At 72.6% G+C, this 20,789-nt stretch carries 15 protein-coding genes; 10 read left to right on the top strand and 5 right to left on the bottom strand.

Annotated features, from left to right (window positions below):
- Position 1 precedes the first annotated feature (1 nt).
- Together J3P36_RS03590 and J3P36_RS03585 are read right to left on the bottom strand one after the other, a co-directional pair.
- Positions 2-931 carry a sugar ABC transporter permease gene (locus J3P36_RS03590; protein ID WP_307806935.1) on the bottom strand — a complete coding sequence of 310 codons (930 nt, stop codon included), beginning with the start codon at positions 929-931 and terminating at the stop codon, positions 2-4.
- Positions 931-2,241, bottom strand: coding sequence for an ABC transporter substrate-binding protein (locus tag J3P36_RS03585; RefSeq protein ID WP_210505868.1), 1,311 nt, complete (start codon positions 2,239-2,241; stop codon positions 931-933). Before J3P36_RS03585 ends, J3P36_RS03590 begins: the two co-directional genes overlap by 1 nt.
- A gap of 263 nt (positions 2,242-2,504) precedes the next feature.
- On the opposite strand from J3P36_RS03585, the gene J3P36_RS03580 reads away from it, so the two are divergent.
- A complete protein-coding gene (locus J3P36_RS03580) occupies positions 2,505-4,361 on the top strand; it encodes a class I mannose-6-phosphate isomerase (RefSeq protein WP_210505867.1) in 1,857 nt (618 codons plus the stop codon).
- Positions 4,362-4,392: 31 nt separating this feature from the next.
- Here the strand turns inward: J3P36_RS03580 and J3P36_RS03575 are convergent, their stop codons facing one another.
- Positions 4,393-5,757: an APC family permease gene (locus tag J3P36_RS03575; protein ID WP_210505866.1), complete on the bottom strand. Its 1,365-nt coding sequence runs from the start codon at positions 5,755-5,757 to the stop codon at positions 4,393-4,395.
- The gene (locus J3P36_RS03570; protein ID WP_210505865.1) at positions 5,754-6,704 is read right to left on the bottom strand and encodes a carbon-nitrogen hydrolase family protein; all 951 of its coding nucleotides are present in this window, start codon (positions 6,702-6,704) and stop codon (positions 5,754-5,756) included. The genes J3P36_RS03575 and J3P36_RS03570 overlap by 4 nt, the downstream gene beginning before the upstream one ends.
- 199 nt (positions 6,705-6,903) lie before the next feature.
- Here J3P36_RS03570 and J3P36_RS03565 point away from each other — a divergent pair, with 199 nt between their 5' ends.
- The 7 genes from J3P36_RS03565 to J3P36_RS03535 all read left to right on the top strand — a co-directional run bounded on the left by J3P36_RS03565 (position 6,904) and on the right by J3P36_RS03535 (position 15,434).
- Positions 6,904-7,788 carry a DMT family transporter gene (locus J3P36_RS03565; protein ID WP_210505864.1) on the top strand — a complete coding sequence of 295 codons (885 nt, stop codon included), beginning with the start codon at positions 6,904-6,906 and terminating at the stop codon, positions 7,786-7,788.
- A gap of 141 nt (positions 7,789-7,929) precedes the next feature.
- Entirely contained in the window at positions 7,930-8,988 is a 1,059-nt protein-coding gene (locus J3P36_RS03560) for a BMP family ABC transporter substrate-binding protein (protein ID WP_210505863.1), read from the top strand.
- Positions 8,985-10,544 (top strand): ABC transporter ATP-binding protein, encoded by a 1,560-nt coding sequence (locus J3P36_RS03555; protein ID WP_210505862.1) that lies wholly within the window; start codon positions 8,985-8,987, stop codon positions 10,542-10,544. The genes J3P36_RS03560 and J3P36_RS03555 overlap by 4 nt, the downstream gene beginning before the upstream one ends.
- Positions 10,541-11,632 (top strand): ABC transporter permease, encoded by a 1,092-nt coding sequence (locus J3P36_RS03550; RefSeq protein WP_210505861.1) that lies wholly within the window; start codon positions 10,541-10,543, stop codon positions 11,630-11,632. Before J3P36_RS03555 ends, J3P36_RS03550 begins: the two co-directional genes overlap by 4 nt.
- Positions 11,632-12,531 (top strand): ABC transporter permease, encoded by a 900-nt coding sequence (locus J3P36_RS03545; protein WP_210505860.1) that lies wholly within the window; start codon positions 11,632-11,634, stop codon positions 12,529-12,531. The genes J3P36_RS03550 and J3P36_RS03545 overlap by 1 nt, the downstream gene beginning before the upstream one ends.
- Before the next feature lie 31 nt (positions 12,532-12,562).
- Entirely contained in the window at positions 12,563-13,546 is a 984-nt protein-coding gene (locus J3P36_RS03540; protein WP_210505859.1) for a nucleoside hydrolase, read from the top strand.
- 106 nt (positions 13,547-13,652) lie between these two features.
- Positions 13,653-15,434, top strand: coding sequence for an N-acetylglutaminylglutamine amidotransferase (locus J3P36_RS03535; protein WP_210505858.1), 1,782 nt, complete (start codon positions 13,653-13,655; stop codon positions 15,432-15,434).
- Between the two features lie 7 nt (positions 15,435-15,441).
- On the opposite strand, the gene J3P36_RS03530 is transcribed toward J3P36_RS03535, so the two are convergent.
- Positions 15,442-15,954: a universal stress protein gene (locus tag J3P36_RS03530; protein ID WP_210505857.1), complete on the bottom strand. Its 513-nt coding sequence runs from the start codon at positions 15,952-15,954 to the stop codon at positions 15,442-15,444.
- A gap of 144 nt (positions 15,955-16,098) precedes the next feature.
- On the opposite strand from J3P36_RS03530, the gene J3P36_RS03525 reads away from it, so the two are divergent.
- Positions 16,099-18,039: an Hsp70 family protein gene (locus J3P36_RS03525; RefSeq protein WP_210505856.1), complete on the top strand. Its 1,941-nt coding sequence runs from the start codon at positions 16,099-16,101 to the stop codon at positions 18,037-18,039.
- A 10-nt stretch (positions 18,040-18,049) separates the two neighbouring features.
- Positions 18,050-20,584, top strand: a complete 2,535-nt coding sequence (locus tag J3P36_RS03520) for a LuxR C-terminal-related transcriptional regulator (protein ID WP_307806934.1) — start codon at positions 18,050-18,052, stop codon at positions 20,582-20,584.
- Positions 20,585-20,789: the final 205 nt, after the last annotated feature.

Below are 20,789 nucleotides of genomic sequence, written 5' to 3'. Positions count from 1 at the left end.
GTCAGGTCCTCTTGAGCTGCTGGCGGAGGTAGACCCAGGACGCGCCGACGACGATGATCGAGAGCACGACGGCGACCGCGGCGCCGAAGCCGTAGTCGCTGATGATGAAGGTCTGCCGGTACATGGTGACGGCGAGGGTCTCGGAGACGGCGCCGGGGCCGCCCTTCGTGAGCAGCCAGATCAGGTCGAAAACGCGAAGGCTGTTGGCGATCGACATGCCGATGACGACGATCGTGACGGGCCGCAGCTGCGGCAGCACGATGTGCCAGAAGAGTCGGAGTCCGGACGCGCCGTCCATCGAGCCGGCCTCGACGGTCTCCGGCGGGACGGCCTGGAGTCCGACCATGAACAGGATCACCGTGACGCCCGTGGCCTGCCACGTGCTCGCGAGGATCATCACGATGGTGTTGGTCGGCCACTCGAGCAGCCACCCGGACGCGGGCGGGGTCGCTCCGAAGAAGGCGATCGCCTGGTTGAGGGCGCCGTCGGAGCGCAGGATGAAGCCCCAGATGACGGCGGTGGCCGTGCCGGAGAGCGCGTAGGGGAGCACGAAGGCGTAGCGGATCCACCGGCCGCCCGGCATCGAGTTGGTGCACACGGCGACGAGCAGGCCGATGCCCACGGGGAGGATCAGCGTGCCGATCGTCCACATCAGGGTGTTGAGCAGCGACTGCCCGAAAGTGGGGTCGCGGAGCAGGCGCCCGTAGTTCTCGAGCCCGATGAAGGAGGAGACGAAGCCGTTGTCGCGCGTCAGGCTCTGATAGACGGTGGCGACGAAGGGGACGAGCAGGAGCAGGCCGACGAGGGCCACCCCCGGGGTCAGGAACGGGATCGCGCTCAGGCGGTCCCGGGTGGGGCGCGAGGTGCCCCCGCCGGGGAGGGAGGCGGCGCCTCCCACCCCGACGGCGCGCTCTGGCGCGGTGGTCTGCACTACTCGGCGGCCTTCCAGTTCGCCCATTCGGTGTCGGCGAGCGCCTGGAGCTTCTTGAGCGTCGGCATGATGTTGTCCTTCGACGGGTTCGCCATGAAGCTGCCGAGGAACTGCACGCCGCCCTCGATGAGAGCGGGCGGGCTGGCCTCCCAGTAGCGGACGAGCTCGGTCGGCTCCTCGGAGCCCACCTCGTCGAGGACGCCCTGCAGGATCGGGTCCTTCGTGGTCACGTCCGGGTTCGCCGAGGTGTCCTTGATCTGGTCGACCCACGGCTGCTGCACGTCGGGGTTCAGCCAATTGGCCATCGTCTCGAGTGCCGCGTCCTTGTTCTTGGCCTTCTCCGCCACCGAGATCACGCCGGACTCGACGATCACCGACGGGTCGGTCCCCTCGTCGAACGGCGGGAGGATGAATGCGCCGTAGTCCTCGTCGGTCATGCCGGTGCCGGCGAACGTGCCGTTGCGCCAGGTGCCCATGGGGACCTGCGCGACCGCTCCCTCGGCGAGGAGGGCGGGCTCGTTGTCCCACGCCACGTCTGCCGCGGTGAAGTACCCCTTGGCGTACATGTCGGACCAGATCTCCATGGCCTGCTGCGCGGTGGGGTCGGTGTACTTCGCCTCGCCGTTCATGAGGTCGGCGTAGAACTCCGGGTCCAGCTTGGAGAGGATCTCCTCGAACCAGATGAACGAGGTCCAGCCGGCCTGCTGCGTGGCGAAGAGGGGCGTGACGCCGGCCGCCTTCAGCTTGGCGTTGTTGTCCTCGAACTCGGCCCAGGTCGTGGGCGGCGTGATGCCCGCCTCCTCGAAGACGTTCTTGTTGTAGAAGATGACCCAGTAGCTCTTGTACATGGGCATCCCGTAGACCTTGCCGTCGTAGGAGAAGCTGTCGCGGGTGTCGGGGTTGACCCAGCCCTTCTCCTCGGCCTGCTCCCACTCGGCGGTCATGTCGGCGAGGCCGCCCGAGCGCGCGAGCTCCTGGAGCCGGTAGCCGTTCCACCACTTCAGCAGGTCGGTCGTGCTGCTGGTCTGCAGCGACGAGCGGATGATCTGCTGGTAGTTCTCAGTGGAGGGCACGTCGCGCGCCTCCAGACCGAAGCCGGTGATGTCCTTCAGCGCGTCCCCGGCGAGGGAGTAGCCCTCGGCGAAGTCGGCCCGGTCGCCGTTGAGGGTGACGGTCGTGCTGCCGCCCGAGCCGCCGGAGTCGCCGCCTCCGCTCGCCGAGCCTTGGGAACATCCTGCGAGCGTCGCGGCGAGTGCGACGGCGATCGCCGCCGTGCTCCACCGCTTCGTCATGCCGTGCGTGCGGTTCATCTTCTTGAATCCTCCTCGATTGCAAGACTGCTGGTGCCGGTATCCGAATCCGGCGACGGGTCGGCGGATCGCGGGTTTTGGTAACGATAACACCGAAACCGCTCGGCGGTGGTAACGTTACCAAAAGGAGCGGCGAAAGCGGCGTCGGACACGGTCCGTGCCTCGCGAAGTCGCCGCGGAAATGGCGTCCGAAGGGCGCCTCGGGGAGGCGCGACGACGCGCCTCCGCTGAGCCCGTGCGGCTCTGACAGAACAGGAGCACCCGTGACGACGACCGAGGGGACCGGCGACGGCGCCACCACCTACGTCAAGCAGCCCACCATCCCGCTGCCGGACGGGGCCGCGATCCTGGTGGGACTCGAAGCGTGGCAGTCGGTGGCCGAGCTGGCCGAACGGCGGTCGGCAGGCGACCGCGCGCCGGTCATCGTGGTCGACACGTACCCCGGCGTGCGGCTGCCGGAGCTCATCGGCGAGCTCCACGCGGCACTGCCCGGGCATCGGATCGTGGATGTCGAGGATCGGGCCGCCCTGCCGATCGAGGACATCGACCGCCGCATCGAGCCCAACCTCACGGACGACCGGGTCTTCGGTGTGCTGAGCCACGCCACGCTCGACGAGTTCTACGACGCGGACCGGCTGGCCGAGTTGCGGACCGAGGTGTCCGCCGCCGACCTCCCGATGGTGCTGGTCGGCTGGGGCGCCGCCCTCGCGGCCGAGCATCCGGATGCTCTGGTGCTCGTCGACATGGCCCGCTGGGAGATCCAGCAGCGCCTCCGGGCCGGCGCCCCCAACTGGCGGTGCGACAACGGGGAAGAGGACGTGCTCCGCAAGTACAAGCGCGGCTTCTTCGTCGAGTGGCGGGTCGCCGACCGGCACAAGCGGGGCCTCTTCGACCGTGTCGATTTCGTGCTCGACGGCAACGCCGACGCATCGGCCGCCGGCATGATCTCCGGCGCGGACTTCCGCGGCGCGCTCTCGGCCGCCGTGGAGAGCCCGCTGCGGGTCGTCCCCTTCTTCGACCCCGGCGTCTGGGGAGGCCAGTGGATGAAGGATCGGCTGAACCTCGACCCGTCCGCGCCCAACTACGCGTGGTGCTTCGACTGTGTGCCCGAGGAGAACTCGCTGCTGCTCGAGGCGGGGGGACGGATCGTGGAGATTCCCGCCATGGACCTGGTCCTGTCTCAGCCCGTCGGGCTGCTCGGGCCGAAGACGTTCGCGCGCTTCGGCGCGGAGTTCCCGATCCGCTTCGACTTCCTCGACACGATGGGCGGCGGCAACCTCTCGCTCCAGGTGCACCCGCTCACCGACTACATCCAGAGCACGTTCGGAATGCACTACACGCAGGACGAGAGCTACTACCTGCTCGACGCCGACGATGACGCTGTCGTCTACCTGGGCCTCAAGACCGGGACCGATCCGGCGGAGATGATGGCGGCACTCGAGCGCGCATCCCGCGGCGAGGAGCTCTTCGATGCCGAGCGGTACGTGAACGTCCTGCCCGCGCGGAAGCACGACCACTTCGCCATCCCAGCCGGCACCATCCACTGCTCCGGGGCCAACTCGATGGTGCTCGAGATCTCGGCAACCCCGTTCATCTTCACCTTCAAGCTCTGGGACTGGGGCCGCGTGGGCCTCGACGGCGTCCCCCGGCCGGTGCACCTCGAGCACGGCGGCAACAACATCCAGTGGGATCGGGACACCGAGTGGGTGCAGAGCAACCTGCTCGACCGGGTGCAGCCTGTGGCGAGCGGGAACGGCGTGCTCGAGGAGCGCACCGGCCTGCACGAGCTCGAATTCATCGAGGTCCGTCGTCACTGGTTCGAGGGCGACGCGGAGGCGCGTCACGACACCGACGGAACTGTCAACGTGCTGAACCTGGTGGAGGGCGACGAGGTCGAGATCGTGAGTCCGACGGGTGCATTCGCTCCCTACGTCATCCACTATGCGGAGACGTTCATCGTTCCCGCCGCCGTCGGCCCATACGTGGTCCGGCGCGGGCCGAACGCTCGCAGCGAGCGCTTCGCGACCGTCAAGGCGTACGTTCGGGGCACTCGCGCCTCAACCCTCGAGGAGGATCCTGAGGCGGCTGCGAGCACGGTGCGCAGCACCCTGTCGCTCTAGTCCCGATCGCTCGTCACGAGGTGCCGCCCGTTCAGCGCAGCGGCACGTCCCTGCTCGTCTCCTCGACCTCCGCGTAGTCGATCTCCGGGGTGCTGCGGCGGAAGCCGCGCGTCACCACGGCGAGCACGATCACGCCGAGGACGAGCCAGCCGAGTCCGAGCAGGATCGCGTTCGAGTCGAGCCGGGTGAGCAGGTAGAGCGTGACCAGCGCCCCGATCGCGGGCACCACCAGATAGAGCACCGGGTTGAGCGCCGTGCCCTCGCGCCGGCGGCGGAAGAAGTAGACGATCACCGCGACGTTCACCATGGTGAAGGCGAGGAACGCGCCGAAGTTGATGAACGAGGTCGACGTGGCCACGTCGAGGAACAGCGCGATGAGGCCGACGAGGCCGATGATCACGAGGTTGACCACGGGGGAGTGGAACCGGCGGCTGATCTCGCCGAACACCCGCTTCGGCAGCACCCCGTCCCGGCCCATCGCGAAGAGCAGGCGCGACGCGGCCGCCTGGGCCGCGAGCCCCGACGCGAACTGGGCGATGACGAGCCCGGCGAGGAAGATGGCGCTGAACAGGTTGCCGCCGATCCGGCCGGCGATGTCGAAGGCGGCGGACGACGGGTCCTCGAAGGTGCCGCCGGGCGCGACCAGCTGCGTCGTGTACGAGACGAGGACGAAGACGAGCCCGCCGATCAGGGCGACGAGCAGGATGGCCCGGGGCACGGTCCGCCGCGGGTCCACGGCCTCCTCGGTGAACGTGGTGACGGCGTCGAAGCCGAGGAACGAGTAGGCGGCGATCGCGGCGCCTGCGGTGACGGCGGCGACGCTCGACTCGGGGTTGGCGAACGGGTGCGCTGCGAACAGCCCGCCGGCGCCCGAGTCGGACACGACGGTGCCGAGCGAGAGGGCCACGAAGATGCCGATGACGAGCACCTGGAAGGCCATCAGCAGGTAGTTGGCGCGGTCGGCGACCCTGATGCCGAGGATGTTGAGGATGGTCGTGATCGCGGCGAAGGCCACGATCCACACCCAGGCCGGCACGGACGGGAACTGCGCCTGCAGATAGGCCCCGCCGATCAGCCAGATCACCATCGGCAGGAACAGGTAGTCGAGCAGCACCGCCCAGCCGACGAGGAAGCCGACCCGCTCGTGGATGGTCCGCCGGACGTAGCTGTACGCGGACCCGGCGACCGGATAGGCGGCGGCCATCCGCCCGTAGCTCGACGCCGTGAAGAGCATGGCGAGGAGGGCCACGAGGTAGGCGGACGCGCTGGCGCCGGCCGTCGTCTCGGCGATGACGCCGAAGATGCCGAGCACGATGAGCGGGGTCATGTAGGCGAGCCCGAACAGCACCAGCGAGGGCAGGCGCAGGGTGCGGGTGAGCCGGGCGTCGGTCGTCATCGGGGTGCGTCTCCTTCGGATGCCGTGGGGGCGGATGCGGTGGCGGGTGGCGGGGGAACGGGTGCCGGTGCGGGGGCTCCGGCAGGTGCCCAGCGGGCGGGGTCGATGCGACCCGAGTACAGGGGGAGCTCGATCGGGGCGTCGCTCTCGCGGAACTGAGCCCAGAGGCGGTTGAGTCCCTGCGTCCCGTGCTCGCGGACCGCGGTGACGTGGTCGAGGTCGATCGTGGCGACGAGCACCTCGGGGTCCGCGGTGTCGGATGCGACGATCACCTCGCCCTCCGGATCGACGATCAGGCTGCGGCCCTCGCCGACCGGCGCGGCGCAGTTGATGCTCACCATGAAGACCTGATTGGTGATCGCGTTGGCGCGCGCGAGCACCAGCTCCTGCCGGCGGTCGGGCGTGGTCGTCTTCACGACGTTGAGGATGACCTCGGCACCCAGCCACGCGACGTGACGGGACAGCTCCGGGAACCAGGCGTCGTAGCAGATGGAGAGGCCGAGCCGGCCGACGCCCGGGGCGTCGACGACCTCGAACCGGTCGCCCGGGTCGTACGGCTCGTAGGGACGCCAGGGGAAGATCTTCCGGTAGTGCCCGGCGAGCGCGCCGTCGGGGCCGAAGACGAGCTCCGTGTTGAACAGCTCGCCCGCGGGACCTCGCTCGCAGATGCTGCCGGGGACCAGCCAGATCCCGTGCTCTGCGGCGAGGGCGCCGAGGGAGGCGACCAGCTCGCTGTCGAGCGGGACGGCGGAGTCGCGGAGCAGCTGCACGCGCGAGTCGGGGTGCTCCTCCTCGGAGCCGAACAGGTGCAGCTCGGGGTACACCACCAGATCGACATCCGGATGCACCGCGAGCAGCGCGCCGAGGTCGTCCCGGAACCGGGGGAGCGCCTCCCGGACGGGGAGCGGCGGCGCCTGCACCCCGGCGACCCGCAGCAGTCGTGCCATGTCACCCCTCTCCTGCGGCCCGCGGCGCGGGCGATGCCGTCGAGCTCCTCGCCGAGGAGTGCCGTCAGGATAGCCCCGGCCTGAGCCGGTGGGCGGGCGGCCGTCCGCGGTCTGTCGCCGGACGCACGGCGCGGATGCCGCGGTGCTGACGCTCATCCCTCGGACGGCATAGTGGAGGGGCGAGCGGAGGGGAGGACCGATGAGTCTCGGCGCGACCTCGATCATCGGCGTCCTGACGGCACTGCTCGGCACGGTGCTGCTGGCGCTCGGCGCCTTCCTGCAGCACCGAGGCCTCGCCGGGGTGCGGGAGCAGGATCGCGGCGCTCGCCGCGGCGCTCTGACCTTCGGCCAGCTCTTCCGACTGCCCGGCAACCGGCGGTGGCTCGGCGGCGTCTCGCTGACGGTCGCCGCGATGGCGCTCAACCTCCTGAGCCTCCGGCTCGCGCCGCTCATCGTCGTCCAGCCCCTCGGCGTGGTCGCCCTCATCACCACCGCACTGCTCAACGCCGCCGCGCACGCGTACCGGCTGACGTGGGCGTCGGTGGGCGCCATGGCGCTGTGCGTCGCGGGCATCGGCACCTTCGTGACGGTCGGTGCGCTCACCGCCCGGCACTCGGTCGTGTCCGACAGCGATCTCGGCCAGATCCTCACGGTGCTCGGGGTCGCCGCCGTGGTGCTCGCGGCGGGGATCGTGCTGCTTCGGGGCCGGTTCCCGGCGACCCTCAACGTGCTCACGGCCGGCGTGCTGTCCGGCTTCGTCGTGGCGCTCGCGAAGACCGTCGTCACGCGCGTCTCGGTCGGCGACCTCGGCTGGCTGACCGTCGTCGGACTCGTCGCGCTCATCGCGGTCGCGGCGACCAGCCAGTACTTCGTGCAGAGCGCCTACACGTCCGGCCCGGTCGACCTGATCGTCGCCGGCATGACGATCATCGACCCGCTCGTCGCGGTCTCGCTCGGCGTCCTGGTGCTGGGCGAGGCGGCCGGCATGCCGGGATGGGCGTCGGCCGCGCAGGTGCTCAGCGGGACGGTGGCGATCGCGGGCGTCATCCTCCTGTCCCGCAGCCACCCGCAGGCGGTGCGCTGATCCGCGCTCGGCGCCCCAGTCGGTGACCGAATGTGACGACGCCGTGAGGAGCCCGTAACATGCCGCGGCTACCCTGATTGCGGCGGCGCCACTTGCTCCTGCGCACGCGAACTCACAGCACAGATCCCAAGGGGAACACTCATGACTTCATTCGCGCGACGCGCGGGTGCCGCCGCGATCGCCGTCGGCCTCGTCGCCACGGTCGCCGGCTGCTCCGGTTCCGACTCCGGCGGCGGCGCGGGCGACTCCGCGAGCGGCGGCGACACCGAGGCGTCGATCATCCTGATCACCCCCACGCCGATCGGCTCCAACAACTTCCTGCAGCTCGCCGCCGAGGGTGCCGAGCAGGCCGGCGAGGAGTACAACGCCTCCGTCGACGTGTACGAGAGCGAGGACCCGGCGAGCATCCAGCAGAACCTGGACGCCGCCATCCGCGAGCAGCCCGACGTCATCGTCGGCGTCAGCTTCAGCGTCCTCGACCAGTTCACCGAGGCCGCCGCGAACTACCCCGACCAGCAGTTCCTGCTCATCGACACCACGCCCGAGGAGCCGGCCGACAACCTGACCTCCGCCGCCTTCAAGGAGTACGAGGCCACCTACCTCACGGGCGTCGAGGCGGGCCTCCTGACCGAGACCAACTCGGTCGGCGTCGTCGCGTCGCTCGACACCCCGTTCCTGCACCGCTGGATCGACCCGTTCTTCGAGGGCGCCAAGAGCGTCAACGAGGGGGTGACCACCGCGGTGCAGTACGTGGGCGGCGACAACCCGTTCGGCGACCAGGCGCGCGCCAAGGCGCAGGCCCTCATCCTCGGCCAGTCGGGTGCCGACTACATCCAGGCGGCCGCCTCCGGCGGCAACATCGGCGCGTTCGAGGCGGCCGCGGAGGGCGGCTTCAAGGCCTTCGGCGTCGACACCAACCAGTGCGAGGACTCTCCCGGCAACGTGGTCGACAACGCGATCAAGCGGGTCGACGTGGCGCTGCTCAACTCGGTCGGCGACATCCTCGACGGCAAGACCGGCGGCACCACCGCCTACGGCCTCGCCGAGGGCGGCGTCGGCCTCACCGGCCTCGAGGAGGGCGTCGAGGACTCGCAGTGCCTCATCGCCGACTTCCCCGACGTCATCGAGCAGGTCAAGGCCGTGCGCGACCAGATCGTCTCCGGCGAGCTCGAGGTTCAGGACCCGCTGACCGCCGGATGACCTCCGCCGCAGTCGAGCTGAGGGGGATCAGCAAGAGGTTCGACGCCGTCGTCGCGAACGACGGCGTTGACCTCGTGCTGCGGCGCGGCACCATCCACGCCGTGATGGGGGAGAACGGCGCCGGCAAGTCCACGCTGATGTCGATCCTGTTCGGGCTCGTGCGCCCGGACTCGGGCGACATCGTCGTGAACGGCGTCGAGCGGCACTTCCGGGGGCCGCTCGACGCGATCGCCGCGGGCCTCGGCATGGTGCACCAGCACTTCCGGCTCTTCGACAGCATGACCGTCGCCGAGAACGTCGTGTACGGCGCCGAGCCGACGAGGCGCGGCTCCCTCGACAGGAAGGCCGCGGCCGCGCGCGTGCGCGAGCTGAGCGACCGGTACGGGCTCGAGACCGACCCGGATGCGGTGGTCGGCCGCCTCTCGGCCGGCGCCCGGCAGCGGGTCGAGATCCTCAAGGCGCTGCACCGCGACGCCGAGATCCTCATCCTCGACGAGCCGACCGCTGTGCTCACGCCCGACGAGGTCGACTCCCTGTTCGCCGTGCTCCGCCGGGCCGCGGACGGGGGAGCGACCGTCGTGCTCGTCACCCACAAGATCCACGAGGTCCTCGCCATCAGCGACGAGGTGACCGTGCTGCGGGACGCGCGGGTGACCGGCCGGTTCCGCACCGCCGAGGCGACGAGCGGCGCTCTCGTGCAGGCGATGACGGGGCGCGAGGTGCGCGAGGTCGGCAACCCCGGCACGGGCGAGCCCGGCGAGGTGGTGCTCGAGGTCGAGCGCCTCGGCGTCACCGACCGGGGCGTGCACCGCGTGCGGGACGTCTCCTTCTCGGTGCGCCGCGGCGAGATCGTCGGCGTCGCCGGGGTGTCCGGCAACGGCCAGCACGAGGTGGTCGCCGCGATCCTCGGCACCGACCCGATCGAGTCCGGCACGATCCGTCTCCTCGGCCGCGACCTCGCGTCGCTCGACGTGCGGCGCCGGCGCGCGCTCGGGCTCGCCGTGGTGCCCGAGGACCGGCGGGGCGAGGGCACCGCGGTCACCATGAGCACCGCGGAGAACCTCTCGCTCGGCCATCACCGCACCCCGCCCATCGGGGCCTCAACCGGCTGGCGCCGCGGCTTCCTGAACCTCCGCGCCCAGCGCGACATGGCGCGCCGGCTCATCGCCGACTACGACGTCCGCACCTCGGGCGAGAAGCTGCCCGTCGGCGCCCTGTCCGGCGGCAACGCGCAGAAGGTCGTCATCGCTCGAGAGCTGTCGCACGACGCGCCCGTGCTCATCGCGGAGCAGCCGACGCAGGGCGTCGACATCGGCGCGATCGAGTCGATCCACCAGCGCCTGCTCGACTACCGCGACCAGGGCGGCGCCGTGCTCCTCGTCTCGCACGAGATCGCGGAGCTGCAGGCCCTCGCCGACCGGGTGCTCGTGATGTTCGCGGGCCGGATCGTGGCCGAGTACTCGCGCGCCGACGCGAGCACCGAGCGGATCGGAGCGGCCATGGCGGGCGCAGCCGAGCACCGGCAGGCCGGCGAGCACGAGGAGGCCGCGTCGTGACCGTGTCAACCGGAACCGAGGCGCCTCCCGAGCCTCGCAGCGCGGCGGCCCGGCGGCTGCTCGGCGTCGCCGTGCGGCATCCGGCCGTCGTCCCGCTCGGGGCCGTCGTCCTCGCCCTGCTGATCGGTGCGGTCATCATCGCGGCGGCCGGGCTCGACCCGCTCGTCGCCTACGCCGCGGTCCTCGAGGGCGCGCTCGAGCCGGGCAGCCTCGACTACACCTTCTCGGTGTGGGGCTTCACCTGCGGCATGGCCCTCGCGGCGGCGATCCCGCTGCGGATGGGCGAGTTCAACCTCGGCGGCAACGGCCAGCTGGTGCTCGGCGGGCTCGCCGCCGTCGTCGTCGCGGGCGCGCTGCCCGGCCCGTTCGCGGTGCCGCTCGCGCTCCTCGCCGCAGCCGTGCTCGCGGGAGGGTTCGGCGCCATCTCGGCCCCGCTCGCCACCCGGTTCAAGATCCCGATCATCATCAGCACCCTGCTGCTGTCGCCGGTCGCCGTCGCGGTCGTCTCGTTCCTCATCCGCTATCCGCTCGCCGAGCGCGGCTCCGGCGTCGCCCAGACCGCGCAGCTGCCCGAGGACGCGCGCATGTGGCGGCTGCCCGAGCTGTCCTACAGCAACGTGGGGCTGCTCGTGATCATCGCCATGATGATCGTGTTCTGGATCGTCGACTCGCGCACCGCGGTCGGCTACGAGCTGCGCGTGGTGGGCGCGAACCGGCGCTTCGGAGCGTACGGCGGCATCGTCGTCGGCCGCCTCGCCCTCGGCGCGATGGCCGCCGCCGGGGCGGCCGCCGGCATCGTCGGCGCGATCATCGTCCTCTCCGCGCCGTACCGGCTCATCGACGGCGCGCTGCTCTCGCCCGGCTACACGTTCGCCGGCTTCGCCGCCGCGCTGCTCGCGGGCGGACGGCCGCTGCTCATCCCGCTCACGAGCGTCCTGTTCGCCGTGCTCCAGGTCGGCGGCGCCGCGATGGAGCGCTCCGCCGATGTGCCGCGGCAGCTGTCCGACCTGCTCCAGGGCGTCGTCATCGTGGTGCTCGCCCTGCGCACCGTGCTCGATGCCCGGCGGACCGGGAGGAGCGAGCACTGATGCAGATCCTCGAGTGGGGCTTCGTCGCCGCCGTGCTGCTCGCCGCGACGCCCGTTCTCTACGCCGCCCTCGCCGGTGCGCTGTCCGCGCAGGTCGGCGTCTTCAACATCGCCCTCGAGGGTCAGATGCTGTGGGGGGCCTTCGCCGCCGTCGCCGGCAGCTACTACACGGGCAGCGCGTGGGCGGGCATCGCGATCGCGCTCGTCAGCACCGCCCTGTTCTCGGTCGTCCTCGCCGTCGGCGCCGCCCGGTTCAAGGCCGACCCCATCATCATCGCGATCGGCACGAACCTCCTCGCGCTCGGGCTCACGGGCTTCCTGCTGCGCGTCCTCTTCGACGTGTCCGGGACCTTCGCGCCGCGCGGCCTCGAGGGCATCCCGTCGATGTCGTTCCTGCGCGACATCCCCGTCCTCGGTCCCGTCTTCGGCGGGCAGACCGTGCTCGTGCCCCTCGCGTTCGTGCTCTGCATCGCGGCGGGCCTCTGGCTGCGCAACACCGCTCCCGGCCTGCGCCTGCGCGGCATCGGCGAGCACCCGGAGGCGGCCGCGAGCCTCGGCGTCGACGTGGCCCGCACGCAGACGTGGACGACCGTCGCCGGCGGCGCGCTCTGCGGTCTCGCGGGCGCGCAGCTGGCCCTCGGCAACGTCACCGTCTTCACCGAGAACATGACGGCGGGGCGCGGCTGGATCGCCGTCGCCGCCGTGATGCTCGTGCTGAACCGGCCGCTGTGGCTGCCCGTGGCGTGCCTCGGCTTCGGCGCCGCGGAGGCGTTCGGCTTCCGGCTGCAGGGCCTCGGCGCCCCGCAGCAGCTCACCGATGCGGCGCCGTACGCGATCACCCTGCTCGTGCTGGTCGCCACCCGCCTGCGCTTCGGCTCGAAGCGCGCCCTCCCGTCCTGATCCTCGCTCCGCGCTCCGACAGAAAGACGCCATGACCGACGCCTCGCTCCGCCACGTCATCCTCGACACCGACACGGGCATCGACGACGCCCTCGCCCTGCTCTACCTGGCGGGCCGCCCCGACGTCGAGATCTCGGCCATCACCAGCGTCTACGGCAACACGACCGTCGACTCCGCCCTGATCAACATCGCCCGGGTCCTCGAGGTCGCGGGCCTCGATGACACCCTCGTCGCTCGCGGGGCGGCGGGGCCGATCGACGGGGAGCCGCGGATCGCCGCGCACGTGCACGGCGCCGACGGGCTCGGCGACCTGTGGTCGGAGCCCATCGCCCCGAAGAACATGTCCTCCCTGAGCTCGGCGGAGCTGCTCGTCGAGCTCGGCCGGTCCCGCCCCGGCTACTACGACCTGCTGCCGGTGGGGCCGCTCACGAACCTCGGCATCGCGCTCGAGATCGAGCCGAACCTGCTGACCCTGTTCCGCTCGGTCGTGATCATGGGCGGCTCCGGGCCGTTCCCGCCGCTCGGCGTCGTGCAGATGGTGGACGCGAACATCCACAACGACGCGATCGCCGCGGCGCGGGTCTTCGCGTCCCCGCGTCGCGAGCTCGTGATGGTCGGCGTCAACGTCACGGCCGGCACGATCGTCGACGAGCAGGCGGTGCAGGCGCTGCACCGCGCCGGCACGAAGTGGGGGACCTTCTCGGCCCAGGTGCTCGAGGCCTACATGGACTTCTACCAGGTGGCGTGGGGCCGCCGCGTCTCGCCGGCCCACGACGGGCTCGCCGCCGCGCTGCTCGTGCAGCCGGAGTGGATCACGAAGTCCGAGCGCGGCCCCGTCAACATCACGACCGACGGTTTCGCCACCCGCGCGCATCTCATGCGGACCGCGAACGGCCTGCCCGTCAGCTGGGAGACGACCCCGGCGCCCGACACCCACGTCGTGCTCGACGTCGACCGGGAGGCGTTCCTCGCCGACTTCGTCCGCGTCCTCTCGGGAGCGCCCGGCCGCATCTGACCGGCCCGCCTCCGCCGCGGGCGGGAAGTCAAGGGGCTGACATGCCCCCGGCGGGGGGCTTCAGTGGAAGAGCGCCCTGTGGGCGCGAGCCCAGAGGAGCCCGAGGATGTGCGGAATCGCCGGAGACATCGTGTTCTCCGGGGGACGGGCCGACCTCGGTGCCGTCTCCCGGATGACCGCCGAGCTGGAGCGCCGCGGCCCGGACGGCGGCGGCGGCTGGGACGGCGGCTGGGTGGCGCTCGGCCATCGCCGGCTCAAGGTGATCGACCTCTCGTCCGACGGCGCTCAGCCGTTCGTCGACGACGAGCTTGGGCTCAGCCTCGTGTTCAACGGCTGCATCTACAACCACCACGAGCTGCGCCGTGAGCTCGAGGGGGAGTACCGGTTCACCTCGACGAGCGACACCGAGGTCGTGCTGAAGGCCTACTCCCGCTGGGGCGAGGACTTCGTGCACCACCTGGTCGGGATGTTCGCGGTGGCGATCGTCGACGTGCGCCGCAAGCGGGTGGTCCTCGCCCGCGATCGGCTCGGCATCAAGCCGATCTACCTCACGGAGCGCCCCGGCGCCCTGCGGTTCGCCTCCACCCTCCCCGCACTGCTCGCGGCCGGCGGGGTGGACACCGAGCTCGACGAGGCGGCGCTGCACCACTACCTGACGATGCACTCGATCGTCCCCGCGCCGCGCACCATCCTCCGTGGTGTCAGCAAGCTGCCCGCGGCGACCGTGCGGGTGATCGAGGCCGACGGGCGGCAGCGCGACACCGTCTACTGGGAGCCCTCCTACACGCGAGACCCGGAGCGCGCGGACTGGAGCGGCGAGGACTGGCGCGAGGCGATCCGGGATGCGCTCCGCACCGCCGTCCGGAGGCGGCTCGTCGCGGACGTCCCGGTCGGCGTGCTGCTGTCCGGCGGCCTGGACTCGAGTCTTCTCGTCGCCCTGCTCGCCGAGGAGGGCGCCGAGACGCCGCGCACCTTCAGCATCGGCTTCGAAGGCGCTGGCGGGGTCGCCGGCGACGAGTTCGAGTTCTCCGACATCGTCGCCGCGGCCTACGGCACCCGGCACGAGCGCCTCCGCATCGACGGCGCCGAGCTCCTGCCCGCGCTGCCGGAGGCGATCCGGGCGATGACCGAGCCGATGTCGAGCCATGACGTGACGGCCTTCTACCTGCTCTCGCAGGCGGTGTCCGAGCACCTCCGCGTCGTGCAGTCGGGCCAGGGCGCGGACGAGGTCTTCGCGGGCTACGGGTACCACCAGCCGGCGGCATCGGCTCCCCGCGACGCGGCCGCGGACGCCTTCACCGGCTCCTTCCTCGACCGCTCCCACGCCGAGCTCGCGCGGATCCTGCAGCCCGAGCGGCTGCCCGGCTTCGACGCGAGCGGCGAGCTGATGCGCGAGGAGCTCGGACGGGACGGCGCCGACGAGGCCCTCGACGCCGTGCTGCGCGCGGACACGCATCTGCTGATGATCGACGACCCGGTCAAGCGCGTCGACAGCATGACGATGGCGTGGGGCCTCGAGGCCCGCGTGCCGTTCCTCGACCAGGACCTCGTCGCGCTGGCCGCCGCCTGCCCGCCCGAGCTCAAGGCGGCACAGGGCGGGAAGGGCATCCTCAAGGACATCGGCCGCGAGGTGCTGCCGGAGGGGCTCGTCGACCGGCCGAAGGGCTACTTCCCGGTGCCGGCGCTGGTGCACCTCGAGGGTCCGTTCCTGGACTTCGCCCGGGATGCGCTGACCGCGCCGGAGGCACGCGAGCGCGGGGTGTTCCGCCGGGAGTACATCGACGCACTGCTCGAGCATCCGGACGACCGCCTGCCGCGCAGCGGCGCGAGCTCCCTCTGGCAGGCGGCGGTCCTCGAGCTGTGGCTGCAGGAGCAGGGCGTGCGGTGAGCGCGCGTCACTCTCCGGGAAGCCAGGGGAGGCGGTCGTCGCGCGTCACCGGGGCGACGGGCACCACCACGACCGGCCGGGGCTGACGGTGGCTGAGGCGGGCGGCGATCGAGCCGTTGAAGAACTCCCGGACCGAGCCGCGGGTGCCGGACTCGCGGGAGCCGACGACGATCATCGCGGCGTCCAGCCGCGCGGCGAGATCGGCGAGCGCATCCGCCGGGCTGCCGACGAGGTAGCGCGTCTCCCATGGGATGCCCTCGCCGGCCAGGGCTTCCGCGATCCGTGCCCGGAGGCCCGCATCGAACGCGGGAGGGGGACCGTCCGCGAGATCGGGGTCGATCGGCAGGGACACGACCGTGCCGTCCTCGCGCTCCTCGACCGCGTACCGGCTCTCGTCCGCGTACGCGCACACCAACCGGGCGTCGAAGCGCCGCGCGAAGGCCGCCGCGTGCTGCAGCACGAGGACCGCCTGACCCGGCTCGACCCCCACGACGACGTGCCGACCGACCGCTTCCGACATGGCCACCTCCGCCTTCGGATCCAGTGTCCTCCGCGCCGGAGGCTGAAGGAATCCAGGGGGCGCAAGGCCCATTCTCCCGTTCACTGGTCGGTGTTACAGTTCGGGCACCCGACGATCGCTGGCGATCGATGAAAGGCCTTGCCCATGACCTATGTCCTCGGTATCGACATCGGAACTAGCTATACGGCTGCGGCCGTCCTGCGGCTCGACGCGGACGCGGGGGCCATGCCCCAGTCGCTGCGTCTGGGGAGTCGCCGTGACGCCGTTCCGTCCGTCGTGTTCCTGCCCGAGGACGGGCCGCTGCTCGTCGGTGAGGCCGCCGAGCGGCGGGGGATGTCCGAGCCGGACCGGCTGGTCCGCGACTTCAAGCGGCGGATGGGCGACGACGTGCCGATCGTCGTCGGCGAGGGCACGGTGCGGCCCGAGGACCTCATCGCCACCATGGCCCGCTGGGTCGTGGAGCAGGCGAGCGAGCGCGAGGGCGGCGCCCCCGCCGGGCTCGCGGTGTCCCACCCGGCGGGCTGGGGCCCCTACAAGGTGCAGCTGCTCCGCGACGCGCTCGAGCGCGCCGGGCTGCCGGACGCCATCCTGCTGACCGAGCCCGCCGCCGCGGCACGGCACTACGCCGCGCAGGAGCGCGTCGCCGCAGGCACCACCATCGCGGTGTACGACCTCGGCGGCGGCACCTTCGACGCGGCCATCCTGCGCAAGGAGGAGAGCGGCCGCTTCACGCTCCTCGGCCGGCCCGAGGGGCTGGAGGGCATCGGCGGCCGCGACTTCGACGACGCCGTCGTCCGCCACGTCACCACCGCGCTCGGCGACCGCCTCGCCGAGCTCGATCCGGACGACCCGGAGATGGCGCTCGCGCTCGCCCGGCTCCGCCGCGAATGCGTGGAGGCGAAGGAGACCCTGTCCTACGATTCCGAGGCGACGATCCCCGTCCTCCTCCCCGGGCTGACCACCCAGGTCCGCCTGCTCCGCACCGAGTTCGAGAGCCTGATCGAGGAGCCGGTCGAGGAGACCATCGCCGCGCTCGTCGCGGCGACCGAGGCCGCCGGACTGGGCGTGCAGGCGCTGTCGACCGTGCTGCTCGTCGGCGGGTCCTCGCGGATCCCGCTCATCGCGGAGTTGATCTCGGCCGAGCTCGGCCGCCCGGTCGCCGTCGACGTCGACCCGAAGGCCGCCATCTGCTCCGGCGCCGCCGCCGTGGCCGCCGTCCCGGTGCGTCCCGCGCTGGTGCCGGTCGCCGCGCCGGAGCCCGGCCTCGACGCGCGCGTGTTCAGCCCCCACCCGCCGCGGTTCGGGGCGGGTGTCGCGGCGTTCGGCGGCACCTCGGTGACCGGCCGCAGCGTGCGCGTGCGGATCATCGCGGGAGTCGCCGCGGGCGCCGCCGGCATCTTCGCGCTCGCGGGTCCCGCCTCGCCGACCGCCGTCGGCACCGATCCGTTCTCCTCGGATGTCGCGAGCGCCACCGAGGGCGACACGGGCGCCGCGGCCGCCGCGGCGTCCGACACGACGGAGGAGCTGCCCGGGGAGTCACCCGCGGCGGAACCGGTCGACACCACCCCTGAGCTCTTCGACACGCCGGCACCGGGAGTGCGCTCCCAGCCGATCTCCTCCTGGGGCCGGGCGACGAACAACGGCTCGACCCCGTCGAGGGCGACGTCGTCCCCGGGGACGGCCTCCGGATCCGGCACCGCGGCGCCGTCGACGGGTCCGCTGAAGCCGGGGGCGACGCAGGGGCCGACCGGTCCTGTGACCACGCCCGGGCCGACGACGAGCCCCGACGGCACGCCGACCCCGACGCCTCCGCCCACCACGACCCCGACGCCGACGCCCACGACCACCCCGGAGCCGACGCCGACCACGACTCCGGAGCCGACGCCGACGACGACTCCTGAGCCGACGCCGACCACGAATCCGGAGCCGACGCCGACCACCACCCCGACCACCCCGCCCGAGCAACAGCCGGAGCAGCCCATTGAGGAGCAGCCTGTAGAGAACCCGCCCGTCGAGGAGCCCGCTCCGCCCGTCGAAGAGCAGCCGGCGGAGACACCGGCCGAGCAGCCGGTCGCCCTCGTCTAGGGGAAGCCGCGTGCGCGCGTCCTCCTCGGGCACGGGCCGTCCCGGTCCCGTCCCCGGCACCGCCGCGGCCTCGGCGCTGCTCGAGCTCGCACGGGAGGGCCGGCTCGTCGCAGGGCTGACCGGACCGGGGGGCACGGGGAAGAGCTCCCTGCTCGACCAGCTCGCGGCGGCGTACCGGGCCGATGGGCGCAAGCTCTACCGTGACCTGGAGGAGCTGCCCGGCAACGGGGGACGTGCGGCGCTCCTCATCGACGACGCGCACCTCCTCCCCGACGAGCGCATCGCGCAGCTGCGAGCCGCGCTGCGACGGGACGACCTCGACGTGCTCGTCGCCTACCGGCTCTGGCCGGACCGGCCCGCTCTGCGCCGCCTCGCCGCGGACCTCGAGCACTTCCACCCGCCGGTCGTTCTCGGCTCGCTGACGCCGAGCGAGATCGCCCGCGCCGCGGCGGCAGCGTGGGGCATGCTGCCCACCGAGGAGGCCGTAGAGGAGATCCGCCGAGTCACCGGGGGCCAGCCGTGGCTGGTGCACCGTGCCCTCGCGGCCGGCCCCGAGATCGGCCGACCCGGCCCTGTGCCGCCGGACCTCCTCGACCAGCTCGGCTATGAGCTCGAGGGCATCGACGCCGACCTGCACTCGCTGCTGGTCGCCCTCGCCGTCGGCTTCGACCTGTCCGGTCCGCTTCCGGCCTCCCTCGGCGACCTCGACGGGCGGGTGGACCAGCTGTTCTCCCGGGCTCGGCACGACGGACTGCTGCTTCCCGGCGGGGAGCTCGCGCCACTCGTTCGCGAGGCGCTCCTCGAGACGACCCCGGCGCACCGCCTCCGCGGACTCCAGCGGGCGCTGCTCGAGTCGTACGCCGCGGAGGGCCGCGACCTCGCGCCCCTCGCGGAGTCGCTCGCGCGGGCGGGCGTCCGGGACCGCCGGGTCGCCGAGGCGCTCGAGCACTCCGCCGACCACCTCCTCGCCACCCAGCCGTCGGTGGCGGCTACGCTCTACCGCGAGGCGCTGGACGCCGGCGCCGGCGTCCTCCCCATCGCCGCCCGGCGTGCCCAGGCGCTGTGGGCGACGGGCGAGGTCGACGAGGCGTGGCGCCTGCTCGAGGAGGTGTTCGCAGCGGTGGATCCGCCCGACGCCGTGCGCGCGGCCAACGTCGCCGCGGTCCTCTGGACCGAGCGCGGGATGAGGACGCGGGCCGCCGAGACCTACCGCTGGCTGGGCGGCCGGAGCCTCGGCCCGTCGGCGCCCCTCGCCGCGGTCGCGGCTCTGGCGGCGGGGGAGAGGGCGGCGGAGACGCCGCCCGATCCGTCCGGCTCCCCGGCCCTGCACACGGTGGCCGCCGCGCTGCTCGAGCAGGGCCTTCGCGCCTCCCTCGCCCCGTCGTCGGCCGGCGCGCTGCCGGCGCTGGTGCGCGCCTCCGACATGATGAACGCGTCGGGTCTGACGCTGCCGATGCCGGAGCTGCCGGCCTCGGTCGCCGCCCTCGCCGCGCTGCACGCCGGAGACCTGGCGATCGCCGAGTCGGTGCTCGACACCGCGATCGCCGCTAATCAGGGCGGAGCCCCGGCGCGGTCCCGCCTGCTGCTGCTGCGCGCCTGGACGGCCATGCAGGGGGAGCGCCCCGAGCGCGCCCGAGCGGCGATCTCCGAGGCGCAGGAGGGGCAGCGGGGCATCGCCCCGCGCGACGAGCTGCTGCTCCGCGCGCTCGAGGTCGGCCTCGCCCGCCGCGCGGACGACCTGGCCGCGCTCGTCCGGAGCTGGCAGCGGGCTCGGGAGACGGTCCTGCACCTGCCGGTCGACCTCTTCAGCCTCCTGCCGGTCGGTGAGCTCGCCGTCGCGGCCGCGCGCCTGCACGATTCGGCTCGCGTGGAGGCGCATGTCGCCGAGGCGTGGACCCTGCTCGAGCGGCTCGGCAGTCCGCCGCTCTGGGCGGTGCCGCTGCACTGGTCGGCGGTCCGGGCCGCGATCCTCACCGACCGTCCCTCCGACGTCGCGCCGCACGCGGCCGCCCTCGTCCGCGCCGCCGAGCACAGCCGCCCCGCCGCCGTCCTCGCGACGGCGGGCCGGGCCTGGATGTCGGTCCTCGCCGGCCGCTTCGAGGCGCCGACGGTCGAATCGGCCGCTCGCGCCCTCGCGACCGTCGGCCTGGCATGGGACGGCTCGAGGCTCGCGGGCCACGCGGCCGCGCACTCGGAGGACCGGCGCGACATCGCGCGGCTGCTCGCGTGCGCACGGGACCTGCACCACGGCGCTGATCCGGGCCCGGTCCCCGCCGTCGCCGGGCCGGCACCGGCCCCCGCGGCGCCTTCCGGCGAGGAGCCCCGGCGGGGAGGGGACGCCGTGCTGAGCCCCCGCGAGCGCGAGGTGGCCCGCCTGGTGCTCGAGGGCAAGAACTACCGCGAGATCGGCGAGGCCATCTTCATCTCGCCCCGGACGGTGGAGCACCACATCGCCCGCATGCGCTCGCGCCTCGAGGCGAGCACCCGATCGGAGCTCCTCGCCCAGCTGCGCCTGGCCCTCGAGGCCGAGGACGAGCGGGCCTGACCCTCGCCCTCGCACGAGGACGAGCGGCTTCGCCGCGCCCGCGAGCCGAGGAAGAGCGGTTCTGCGACCCTTCCCCCCTAACGGGGGGTGAGCCCGATCCCCATCCCCTCGCCGGCCGGTAGGGGGCGGATCGCGGATGTAGCGCGAGAAGACCCCGGCCTACCGTCAGGTGTCCGGTTCACCGGAGACCCGAAGTGCAACACCC

The organism is Naasia sp. SYSU D00057 (genome assembly GCF_017916505.1).
Classification (GTDB): domain Bacteria; phylum Actinomycetota; class Actinomycetes; order Actinomycetales; family Microbacteriaceae; genus Naasia.
This window is presented reverse-complemented; position numbering and strand designations above follow the sequence as displayed.

Excerpts from the sequence above, each read along its gene's own strand:
- J3P36_RS03585 (WP_210505868.1), bottom strand. The coding sequence starts at position 2,241 with ATGAACCGCACGCACGGCATGACGAAGCGGTGGAGCACGGCGGCGATC.
- J3P36_RS03575 (WP_210505866.1), bottom strand. The coding sequence starts at position 5,757 with ATGACGACCGACGCCCGGCTCACCCGCACCCTGCGCCTGCCCTCGCTG.
- J3P36_RS03570 (WP_210505865.1), bottom strand. The coding sequence starts at position 6,704 with ATGGCACGACTGCTGCGGGTCGCCGGGGTGCAGGCGCCGCCGCTCCCC.
- J3P36_RS03565 (WP_210505864.1), top strand. The coding sequence starts at position 6,904 with ATGAGTCTCGGCGCGACCTCGATCATCGGCGTCCTGACGGCACTGCTC.
- J3P36_RS03560 (WP_210505863.1), top strand. The coding sequence starts at position 7,930 with ATGACTTCATTCGCGCGACGCGCGGGTGCCGCCGCGATCGCCGTCGGC.
- J3P36_RS03555 (WP_210505862.1), top strand. The coding sequence starts at position 8,985 with ATGACCTCCGCCGCAGTCGAGCTGAGGGGGATCAGCAAGAGGTTCGAC.
- J3P36_RS03545 (WP_210505860.1), top strand. The coding sequence starts at position 11,632 with ATGCAGATCCTCGAGTGGGGCTTCGTCGCCGCCGTGCTGCTCGCCGCG.
- J3P36_RS03540 (WP_210505859.1), top strand. The coding sequence starts at position 12,563 with ATGACCGACGCCTCGCTCCGCCACGTCATCCTCGACACCGACACGGGC.
- J3P36_RS03535 (WP_210505858.1), top strand. The coding sequence starts at position 13,653 with ATGTGCGGAATCGCCGGAGACATCGTGTTCTCCGGGGGACGGGCCGAC.
- J3P36_RS03530 (WP_210505857.1), bottom strand. The coding sequence starts at position 15,954 with ATGTCGGAAGCGGTCGGTCGGCACGTCGTCGTGGGGGTCGAGCCGGGT.
- J3P36_RS03525 (WP_210505856.1), top strand. The coding sequence starts at position 16,099 with ATGACCTATGTCCTCGGTATCGACATCGGAACTAGCTATACGGCTGCG.